General features: G+C 57.1%; 6 protein-coding genes and 1 pseudogene. 1 reads left to right on the top strand and 6 read right to left on the bottom strand.

Features of this window, described 5'->3' with window-relative positions; translation table 11 throughout:
• The first annotated feature begins 475 nt into the window (after positions 1 to 475).
• The gene (locus PHA01_RS16635) at positions 476 to 2,428 is read left to right on the top strand and encodes a M23 family metallopeptidase (protein ID WP_271897361.1); all 1,953 of its coding nucleotides are present in this window, start codon (positions 476 to 478) and stop codon (positions 2,426 to 2,428) included.
• 3 nt (positions 2,429 to 2,431) lie between these two features.
• Here the strand turns inward: PHA01_RS16635 and PHA01_RS16630 are convergent, their stop codons facing one another.
• From PHA01_RS16630 to prfA, 6 genes and pseudogenes are all read right to left on the bottom strand, one after another.
• Positions 2,432 to 3,787 (bottom strand): L,D-transpeptidase, encoded by a 1,356-nt coding sequence (locus PHA01_RS16630; RefSeq protein ID WP_271897407.1) that lies wholly within the window; start codon positions 3,785 to 3,787, stop codon positions 2,432 to 2,434.
• Between the two features lie 208 nt (positions 3,788 to 3,995).
• Positions 3,996 to 6,608, bottom strand: a complete 2,613-nt coding sequence (gene clpB, locus PHA01_RS16625; protein ID WP_271897359.1) for an ATP-dependent chaperone ClpB — start codon at positions 6,606 to 6,608, stop codon at positions 3,996 to 3,998.
• An 852-nt stretch (positions 6,609 to 7,460) separates the two neighbouring features.
• Positions 7,461 to 7,796, bottom strand: coding sequence for a hypothetical protein (locus tag PHA01_RS16620; protein ID WP_271897412.1), 336 nt, complete (start codon positions 7,794 to 7,796; stop codon positions 7,461 to 7,463).
• 309 nt (positions 7,797 to 8,105) lie between these two features.
• Positions 8,106 to 8,276 (bottom strand): annotated as a pseudogene (locus tag PHA01_RS16615) (DUF4167 domain-containing protein); the annotation flags it as partial.
• 322 nt (positions 8,277 to 8,598) lie between these two features.
• On the bottom strand, positions 8,599 to 9,468 hold the full coding sequence (gene prmC, locus PHA01_RS16610; RefSeq protein WP_271897405.1) for a peptide chain release factor N(5)-glutamine methyltransferase: 870 nt from the start codon (positions 9,466 to 9,468) through the stop codon (positions 8,599 to 8,601).
• A gap of 5 nt (positions 9,469 to 9,473) precedes the next feature.
• The gene (gene prfA, locus PHA01_RS16605) at positions 9,474 to 10,550 is read right to left on the bottom strand and encodes a peptide chain release factor 1 (protein WP_271897356.1); all 1,077 of its coding nucleotides are present in this window, start codon (positions 10,548 to 10,550) and stop codon (positions 9,474 to 9,476) included.

The raw sequence follows: 10,550 nt of genomic DNA, 5'->3' as shown, positions 1-10,550 counted from the left end.
AGCCCGCAAGCAAACCAGTCAACCAAACTATAGGGCGCATTCGGCAACCGCCAGCGGCGCCCCGCCCTCGTTGTGCCGGTATATAGACCCCACCTAACAAACCTGTCAACATCGATTTTGAAGAAATTATGAAAAATATGACAGAGTCTTTTGGGGCGCCGTTTTAGCATGCAAAGTGGCACCTTGTGGATATAGCCGGGATATAGCCGGCGAATTGAAATGTGAATGGATCGGCCACAAACATGCCCAAATCCCGACATAGCGCTCGCTCCCATGCCACACGATCAGTCCGATCTATCAATCTGCGTCACGCAGCATTTGCACAGGCTTGCGGGACCGCGCGTTGACATAGGCAAGCTGGGAGGGCAAAACTGCGTCCCAATCGATTTCATACCAGTACAAGGCTGGTCGGCAAGCGCCGAAAAATCTCATAAGCCCGCAGTCAATAACGGCGACAGGATCAACACTTAACAGTATGAACGAGTACGAGGGGCACTCATCAATCGATCCGGGCAACGAGCCGCCGTTGATTACGGACGGCCGTCGTGGCCCGCCAGATCGTCGAGAGATCTCGGCACGATGGCTTGCCGGCACCTTTCTTACTGGCATTACTTCCAGCATATTAATGGGTGTGGCCTTGTTTGCAGCGCTTGACGGCCGCGAACAGCTGGCGACGCCGCCGGAATTGATGGCCCGCAACGCAATGCCTGCACCGGGCGGCAATTCCGATGTCACCAAAGGCGCTCGCGTGGCCGCAACGACACCCATCCAGAAAAATCGCGACCGCAGACGGCTCGATGTTTCGACGATGTTCAAGGATGGCGAGCGTGACGTTATTCGTTCAATGCCGTTCGAATTCGTCCACATCGCGCTCGCCGATGTCCATAACACCAATCGGCGATATCCCGCGTTCAATCCCCTCGATGTCTTCGCGGAAGCCAATGAGGGCACGGACCCGACACCGAAAACCGGCTTGATCTACGGTGCCAAGGTGGAGAGTGAGGTCAGCCTCCGCACTGTGGATTTCCCCTTGGCCACGGCGCAATACGATCCCGCCGATGATCTGAGTGTGGATGACGTGGAAGAGGTTGTCCGCAACACTGGCTCACTTCTGACCGATGGAGCCATCCAGGTCGCTTCTCTCCACTACGTCGACCCGCTGCGATTTGGTACAGACGAGGATCCTTACAATCTTCGCAGTCCCCTTGCCGTCAAAATCATTCAGGAAAATGTCAGCGTCTCTCCCCGGCTGTCCGAGGACGCCGAGAGTGCCGGCTATTCGGAAGAACTCATTCCGTTCCGCAGTGACAAGGATATTCTGGCCGCACTCAATGATGCGGGCTACGAGAACGGCGACGCTACGGGCATGTCGGAGGCGATCGCCAAGCTGTTGAACTCGCCGCGTTTGAAGAGCGGCAGCGTATTACGGCTTGGCATCGAGTCCCAGAACAATACCGACAGGATCATGCGGGCCAGCGTCTACAATGGAAGCACGCATGTCCTGACGATCGCCCTCAACGACCGCGACCAATATGTCCCGGCGGACGAACCGGAGATGACACCTGGCCTGCAGGTTGCATTCGATGATAATCCCCCGGTCTCGCGCCGGACTGAAGATTTGCCCACGATCTATGACGGCATCTACCGCGCCGGTGTCGCCTATGGCATGACGGACCCGATGATCAAACAGCTCATCAGGATGCTTGCTTCCGATGTCGACTTCCAGTCGCAGCTTTCACCCACCGATGAGTTGGAAGCCTTGTTCTCGCTTCCGGCAGATTCGGAGAAGGCCGGCGACGATTCGGAAATTCTCTACGTTGCAGCCAATTTTGGCGGTGACCTGAAAAAATTCTACCGGTTCCACAGCAAGGACGGCAACACCGACTACTACGACGAGGACGGCAAGAGCTCCAAGCAGTTCCTGCTGCGTAAACCGGTACCGAACGGCATCTTCCGTTCGCCCTTCGGCATGCGGCGTCATCCCATCCTTGGTTATTCCCGCATGCATACGGGTGTGGACTGGTCAGCGCCGCGTGGAACGCCAATCATCGCTGCAGGCAATGGTGTCGTCGAACGAGCGGGTTGGACCAACGGCTATGGCAACCAGACGCTCATACGCCATTCCAACGGCTATGAAAGCAGTTATTCGCATCAGAACGCTATCGCCAGCGGCGTGATCCCGGGTGCGAAGGTGCGGCAGGGCCAGGTTATAGGTTACCTCGGATCGACCGGGCTTTCGACTGGCCCTCATTTGCATTACGAGGTGATCGTCAATGGCTCCAAGGTCGATCCGATGCGCATCCGCCTTCCGAGCGGCGGTGAACTTGGCGGCGATGATCTGGTCGCATTCAAGCGCGAGCGTGAACGTATCGATCAGCTTCTTAAGGATGACGAAGCGAAGGGGACCAAGGTCGCTGCCAGCGGCTGAACCCTACTCCTGGAATTCGACTGTTACGCCCTTCTGCACGAGCTTCGACAGTTCCGTCGCGTCCCAATTGGTCAGGCGCACACAACCATGACTGTTGGTCTTGCCGATCTTTGACGGTTCAGGTGTGCCGTGAATCCCGTAGGTCGGCTTCGACAAGGCGATCCAAACGGTGCCGACAGGGCCGTTCGGTCCCGGAGGTATCGTCAAAACCGAATTGTTCTCACCCTGCTTGAAGTTGATTTTCGGGTTGTAGGTATAATTCGGATTGAGAGCGACGCGCTCGACCTGCACGGTACCCGAAGGCGATGGCGTATCAGTCGATCCGATCGTTGCCGGATAGGCAACGACCAGCCGCCCTTCGGCATTATACCCACGAACTTGCTTGCGTCCCTTGTCGGCGATGATACGCGTCACGGCGCCGCCGGCGTTTTGGCCGGTATTTGCTACCTGAATGGCAACACCTGGCGTGTTGAAATCCACGCCGGGATTCATTTCTTTCAGATAGTTCTCGTCCATGTGAAACCGCTCGGCCAGCATTTCCGTCACCGACGTGAAGGCCATACGCTCCAGTTGCGCCTTGTGGCTGTAGTCTTCCGGGATGGATGCAACGAATGGATAGGCGGCATCTTCGGATGTGATTGTATAGGACATGAACGCCGGACCGCCGGTCTGTTCCAGCGATGCATTGATGCCTTCTTCGTTGAGAGGATCGAACTGCTGTCCGGTCATTTCCTCGAAAGCGGCAACAGCCTTGTCGACGTTCCCGCCCTTGTGACCATCGATAACGCCTGGCGACACACCGATCCGGTCAAGCAGAACCTGGATGGCGGCGATCTTGGCTTTCGCGCCCTGCCCTTTCGGCAGTTCTATCGTCGGTGCCGGGTTGGGATGAACCGGTATCTGCTCCTGCTGCGGAACATCCGTCAGGCCATCGCTTGGCGCACCGGGTTCGACAAGGTTCGGATCGGTGGGTTGCAAATCCGATTCGCCATTGGCGGGCGGCAAAGGTTCGCGGTTGACGCTGCCATAGTCGCTCTCGGAAGGCAGTGCCGTGCCGTAGGGATCATTCGAAATTGCACCGGTGTCATACGGATCTTGCGGCGCATCGGGAAAATAATCCGTCCCCTCATTCGATTGATTGGTTTGCGCCTCTTCGACCGAAACGATCCGCCCGCGGCGATCCACGGTAATTTTACGGCCATACTCATCAAAATAGGATCGATAAGCTTGCCGCCGCTCGCGCGGTTCGAACCATTGCGCAACGGTATATGAAGCCTGGTCGTTGACGACGGGCACAGCTCTTTCTGCGGCTTGTGCGGTGAACGGAGCGACAGCACCGGTTGAAGCAATCAACAACATTCCAAATAATGAACAACGATAAGACGTCATGCCTTCAGCTTCCGGTTTCTGCCACTAACTTGTCGTTAAGCATAAATGACCGATTTTCCTGTCTTTATGGTTAATGACGATAGGCTTTTATCGTTGCATTTATCGAATGAACGGGACGTGAAAATGGCCGCTATATGGCGGCCATCTCCTTTGTTTGCTGTTTTTGTGCAGAGCGCACTTACGCGGCCTCGCTCTTTTCCCGTTCGGGAGCGGATTTAACAGACTTGAAGTTCAGCCTGTCCGACCCAGCGGTGATCTTGACCGTGGAGCCATCCAGTATCTCGCCGAGCAGGATCCTCTCGGCCAGCGGGTCCTGTACTTCCTTCTGGATCACGCGCTTCAACGGCCGCGCACCATAGGCAGGATCGTAGCCTTTCTCGGCCAGCCAGTTCGTTGCATCCTCATCGATCTTCAAAACGATCTTGCGATCTGTCAGAAGCGACTGCAGATGCTGCAGCTGGATTGCCACGATCTTGCCCATCTCCTTGCGCTGCAACCGATGAAACAGGATGATCTCATCCACACGGTTGAGGAACTCCGGCCTGAACGATGCCTTGACGACGTTCATCACCTCTTCACGAACCTCCTCGACATCCTGGCCCTCTGACAGCCCGACAAGATATTCGGCCCCGAGGTTCGATGTCATGATGATCAGCGTGTTGCGGAAATCGACAGTACGCCCCTGACCATCGGTCAAGCGGCCATCGTCAAGAACCTGCAGAAGGACGTTGAACACATCCGGATGGGCCTTTTCGATCTCGTCGAAGAGAATCACCTGATAGGGCCTGCGGCGAACAGCCTCGGTAAGAGCACCACCCTCTTCATAACCGACATAGCCGGGAGGCGCGCCGATCAGCCGCGAGACGGAATGCTTTTCCATGTATTCGGACATGTCGAGCCGAACCATGGCCGTCTCGTCGGAGAACAGGAATGAAGCCAGCGTTTTCGTCAGCTCCGTCTTGCCGACACCTGTTGGCCCAAGAAAGATGAACGAGCCGATAGGCCGGTTCGGATCCTGCAATCCCGCCCGCGCGCGGCGAATGGCTTTCGACACAGCCTGGACTGCTTCGCCCTGACCGACGACCCGCTTGGCCAGTTCATCCTCCATACGCAAGAGCTTCTCACGTTCGCCTTCCAGCATCCGGTCTACCGGAATGCCAGTCCAGCGCGAAACAACCTGAGCGATATGATCCGGTGTCACGATTTCTTCGACCATCGAGGTTGAACCGTCATGCTGTTCAGCCTCCGCCAGCTGCTTTTCCAACTGGGGGATCGTCCCATAGGCGAGCTCGCCGGCCTTCTGGAATTCACCATTGCGCTGGGCAGATGCAAGCGCATTGCGTGCATCGTCAAGCTGTCGCTTCAAGTCGGCCGCATGACCGAGCTTCTGCTTTTCAGCCTGCCATGTGTTGGTTATCGCGGTTGACTGTTCTTCCAGATCGGCGAGTTCCTTCTCCAGCCGCTCAAGACGATCGCGGGAAGCGTCGTCTTTTTCGACCTTCAGCGCCTCACGCTCGATCTTCAACTGCATGATACGCCGGTCGATCTCGTCCAGCTCCTCCGGTTTGGAATCAACCTGCATGCGAAGCCGTGCTGCGCCTTCGTCGATCAAATCGATCGCCTTGTCGGGCAGGAACCGGTCGGTGATGTAGCGGTTGGATAATGTCGCCGCCGCAACAAGCGCCGAATCGGAGATTCGAACTTTATGATGCTGCTCGTATTTCTCCTTCAGGCCGCGCAAGATCGAGATGGTATCCTCCACCGACGGCTCATCGACAAACACCGGCTGGAACCGGCGGGCAAGCGCTGCATCCTTTTCGACATGCTTGCGATATTCGTCGAGCGTCGTCGCGCCAACGCAGTGCAGTTCACCGCGAGCCAATGCCGGCTTCAAGAGGTTCGAAGCGTCCATCGCACCTTCGGCCTTACCAGCGCCGACAAGCGTGTGCATCTCGTCGATGAACAGGATGATCTGGCCATTTGCCGAAGTGACTTCGGACAGCACGCCTTTCAGCCGCTCCTCGAATTCGCCACGATATTTCGCGCCGGCAATGAGAGCGCCCATATCGAGTGCCATCAACTGCTTGTCTTTCAGTGATTCAGGCACATCGCCATTGACGATACGCAGCGCAAGGCCTTCTGCAATTGCCGTCTTGCCGACGCCAGGCTCGCCAATCAGCACCGGATTATTCTTGGTGCGACGCGACAATACCTGAATAGTGCGGCGGATTTCATCGTCGCGTCCAATCACAGGGTCGAGCTTACCGGCCCGTGCATCCGCGGTGAGATCGCGCGCATATTTCTTCAAGGCGTCGTAGGTGTTTTCGGCCGAAGCCGAATCTGCGGTCCGCCCCTTGCGGATGTCGTTGATGACGGCATTAAGCCCCGCAGCGGTCACGCCGGCGCGGCTCAATATGTCCGCGGTCTTGGCCGACTTTTCGATGGCCATCGCAGTCAGAAGGCGCTCGACAGTAACAAAACTGTCGCCGGCTTTCTGTGCCAGCTCCTCTGCAGTCGTGAAAATCTTGGCCAAGGGCTGGGCAAGATAAAGCTGCCCGTTGCCGCCGGTTACTTTGGGCAAGGCGTCAAGCGCCGCCTGCAACCCGAGGCGTACATCTGCTATGCGCCCGCCTGCCCGCTCAATCAGCGATGCAGCAAGGCCCTCCTCGTCATCGACCAGGACCTTCAACAAATGTTCGGGTGCAAATTGCTGGTGGTTGGATGAGAGGGCAAAGGTCTGTGCTGACTGGATGAATCCCCGGACGCGCTCGGTATATTTTTCAATGTTCATATGGTGTCTCCTTTTCCCGAACGACCCTTCAAGCGGCATCGCACGGTGTGTTGGTGACGGGTCCCCTGCAAGAGGCAGACCCATTCGCTCGAAGCAGATATGGGAATATTGTCCGCAGCCTGCAAGATCGGAATTCCAGCTTTTATCACTGCCTGTGACTGTTGTTTTAGCACAAAAAGCCCCACCCTTGCCACGCCCTCCTCGGAGTCTGGCCATTGCTTTCATTGTGGGAAGACGGGCGGTCGTCGAAGCGCGTCTTTGTAGAATAATAATGCGATCCGAAGACCGCCCGTCCGGCGACTTTTGATCCCGTCCGTTCCGCTTGGGAGGCCTTCCGCGTTGGCTGAATTGCGTCACCCGCTGCCGAAAGCCCCTTTCGAAGTGCTCGTCCAGCACACGCCAGTCGTAGTACCGGCAGGGGAACCCTTGGACAGAACTTCCCCGGACAGCGGGTCCGTTACCCGCCATCGGAGGCGCCGATCCTCTCCCCACTTCGAACGGCTCCGGAAGCAGTTCCCCGTGGAAAGGACGAGATTAGAATAAGCGAGGTTTTGGGGGCGTGGATAAACAGCCACGATTATTCTTCTAAATAACTGAAATTATGAGAAGAGCCCCTCCCTGCTGCTACGCAGCCTCCCTCCCCACAAGGGGGAGGGTGAGACCGTCGCAACTGTCACCGCTGCAGAGTGTAGCCAGAGGACGTAGCAGGATCGAGCGCTATTACCCTCCCCCTTTGTGGGGAGGGAGGCTGCGTAGCAGCAGGGAGGGGACCTGCGACCTCCCGGAATCAAACCGCCACCCGCAGGCTTCCCTGCGAGTGGCGTAATTTTTGATCCATTCAGATCAATCAGATCAAACGTCGGATTCGACTGCTGTCCGGCGCTTCTTCACCTCGGCAACGATGCCGGCAGGCGAAAGATCGTTGGCGGTGTCCGGAGCACTTGCTTCCGCACCATTTTCCTCCGTGACGCGCGGCCGGGCTGGCCTGCGGCCACGCGGTGCGCGACGCGCTGGCTTGGCTTCGGCAGCCTCTGCCTCGGGTGCCACCGCAGCGCCATTTTCAACCGGCTGGATCTGTGGCTGAGGTTGTGGCTGACGCTGGCTGACCGTGTCGTCGTCATAAACGACCTCGGCGGGCGTTCCCTGAATGATTGGCTGTGGTCCGCTGCCATTGATCGGCTGATGCATCACACGTTCTTGCCGGTCTTGACGGTCGCGGCGATCCTGACGTTCCGGGCGATCCTGACGCTCCGGCCGGTCCTGGCGATCTTGACGCTGCTGACGATCCTGGCGCTGCGAGAACTCCTGGCGTTCAGGAACCTCCTGACGATCGGTATCGTTGCCGTTACCGTTGCCATTGTTCATGCCATCATCATCATAGCCGTTCTCATCGTCCTGATCCTGATCCTGATCATCGCGCTGATACTGGACAGGCGCCTGAGCCTGCGCCGCAAGAATGATTCGATTATAGTGCTCGGCGTGCTGGAGATAGTTTTCAGCCATCACGCGGTCACCGGCACTCTGTGCATCCCGTGCAAGAGTGGTATATTTTTCGGCGACGTGCTGAGCATTCCCCCGGATTTTGACATCGGGGCCGTTGCTCTCGTAGTTACGGGACAATGGGTTGGGACCTTTGCTGCGGTTATTATTGTTACCGCGTCCGCGCATGCGCCTATTCTGCTGTACTGGCCTCATACTTATCTCTTTTCAGAAAATCAGGGGCGCTAATTTGCTCACCATTTGAGTCAAAAAGCTTCGCTTCTCAAGTGCCGACCTGAAGCGCGCCCCGCGCTTCAATCGCATCCAAAGTTTCATAAAACTTTTGTGCTGCCGCAAAAACCATTTCCCCAAAGCTATTTCCGAAGAGAAATCAAACACCCGGAATTTCCGTATCAATCTCTTGACAGGCAGACCAGATTTGTTTCGGTTTAGTGCGGTACCCGGAAACTAGCCGTGTTCCAGCCAAATTCCAAGCCTTTTTTCAATCTTTTTACATCGGTGTGAATAAAAGTGCCCTTTCGTGCCCACCAATATCTCTCTGGACAGCACCCAAAGCGAATTTCTCCTTCGAAAAGATCGCCTCGATATCACTACGTTGTCCAAAACCGATTTCCAATGCGACCGCACCACCCTGCCTGAGATGCTGCCGGGATTGCCCGGCAATGATTCGGTAGGGGGTTAGGCCATCCTGCCCGCCATCCAGAGCCCCGATCGGATCATGCAGCGCTACTTCACGTTGCAAGCCTTTTATATCGGCGGACGGTATATATGGCGGATTGGAAATAATCATGTCGAATGAGCCATTTACTTCGGAAAACCAATCCGAATGAAGGCCTGCAAAACGATTTGATACATTGTTGATGTGGGCATTGTCACGCGCCGTATCAAGGGCACCCGCAGAAATATCGACGCCCACTGCGCGTAATTGGCTGAATTGATCAAGCAACGCCAAGGCAATCGCGCCCGTCCCGGTTCCAAGGTCGATCAGGTCCGCGACACCCTGTTCCTCGATACGCTGGCGCAGAAACGGGATCGCGAGTTCCACCAGGGCTTCGGTGTCGGGCCTGGGCTCGAGTGTATCGGCGGAAAGCCCAAGTTCGATACCGAAGAAGGCACGTTTGCCGATGATGCGATGCACGGACTCGCCATTGATTCGCCGGGTAAGAACTGTGTGAAGCTGCGCAACGATCGTCTGGTCGATCGGGCGGGCCGGATTGCGGATCGCCTCGAGCTGATCGCAGCCGGTCAGCCATTCGACCAATAGCCGTGCGTCGAGATCGGCCGTTTCGAGTCCCGCTTTTGCTAAAAGAACGCGGGCCTCTCTGTGCACATCGGCAAGGCGCGTCCCATGCTCTACCATGACGCTCAAAAGCTTTCGTTCATCTGGGCGAGCAATGCTGTCTGGTAGTCGGAGATCAGCGCGCCGATGAGTTCATCGAGATCGCCTTCCATGATGCGATCGAGCTTGTAGAGCGTCAGGTTGATGCGATGATCGGTCACACGCCCCTGCGGGAAATTATAGGTGCGGATTCGCTCGGAGCGATCACCCGAACCGACCTGGCTGCGCCGGGCCTCGGAGCGCTCGCTATCGGCTTTCTGGCGCTGCATGTCGAACAGACGCGAACGCAGCACCTGCATCGCCCGGGCACGGTTCTGGTGCTGCGACTTCTCCGCCTGCACGACGACGATGCCGGAAGGAATGTGCGTGATACGGACCGCCGAGTCGGTCGTATTGACGTGCTGACCGCCCGATCCCGATGCACGCATCGTATCGATACGAATATCGTCGGGACGGATATCGATGTCGATTTCCTCGGCTTCCGGCAGAACGGCAACTGTCGCGGCGGACGTATGAATGCGGCCGCTCGCCTCGGTATCCGGCACGCGCTGTACCCGGTGGACGCCCGATTCAAATTTGAGCTTGGCAAAAACGCCCTTGCCCGAAACCATGGCGATCACTTCCTTGTAGCCGCCGGCTTCGCCATCGCTGGCCGATATCAGCTCGACGCGCCATCCGTTTGCGGCGGCATAGCGCTCATACATGCGAAACAGATCACCGCCGAACAGCGCCGCCTCCGAACCGCCGGTGCCGGCACGAATTTCGAGGATGGCGTTGCGCTCGTCGGCGACGTCTTTCGGCAGGAGCAGAACCTGGATATCCTTCTCCAGCTCCTCGATGCGCTCCTCGATGTCGGGCAGCTCGGCTTCCGCCAATTCCCGCATGTCCTTGTCGGTGGCGCGGTCATCGAGCATTGCTTGCAACCCCTCCGCTTCGCTGCGCGCAGCGAGCAGATCGCGGATCTTGGCGACAACCGGCTCAAGCTCGGAATACTCCGAAGCCAGCTTCACGTAAGTCTCGGAATCGGGATTGCTCGCCATCTGCGTCTCCATCATGGAGAAACGCTTCAGCAGCTGATCCATACGATCCTGCGGAATGGACAT

The organism is Candidatus Phyllobacterium onerii, assembly GCF_028331445.1.
GTDB lineage: Bacteria > Pseudomonadota > Alphaproteobacteria > Rhizobiales > Rhizobiaceae > Phyllobacterium > Phyllobacterium onerii.
The sequence above is the reverse complement of the archived record's forward strand: the minus strand, read 5'-3'. Positions and strand labels throughout refer to the sequence as shown.

Excerpts from the sequence above, each read along its gene's own strand:
- PHA01_RS16635 (WP_271897361.1), top strand. The coding sequence starts at position 476 with ATGAACGAGTACGAGGGGCACTCATCAATCGATCCGGGCAACGAGCCG.
- prmC (WP_271897405.1), bottom strand. The coding sequence starts at position 9,468 with ATGGTAGAGCATGGGACGCGCCTTGCCGATGTGCACAGAGAGGCCCGC.
- clpB (WP_271897359.1), bottom strand. The coding sequence starts at position 6,608 with ATGAACATTGAAAAATATACCGAGCGCGTCCGGGGATTCATCCAGTCA.
- PHA01_RS16630 (WP_271897407.1), bottom strand. The coding sequence starts at position 3,787 with ATGTTGTTGATTGCTTCAACCGGTGCTGTCGCTCCGTTCACCGCACAA.
- prfA (WP_271897356.1), bottom strand. The coding sequence starts at position 10,550 with ATGTCCATTCCGCAGGATCGTATGGATCAGCTGCTGAAGCGTTTCTCC.
- PHA01_RS16620 (WP_271897412.1), bottom strand. The coding sequence starts at position 7,796 with ATGCATCAGCCGATCAATGGCAGCGGACCACAGCCAATCATTCAGGGA.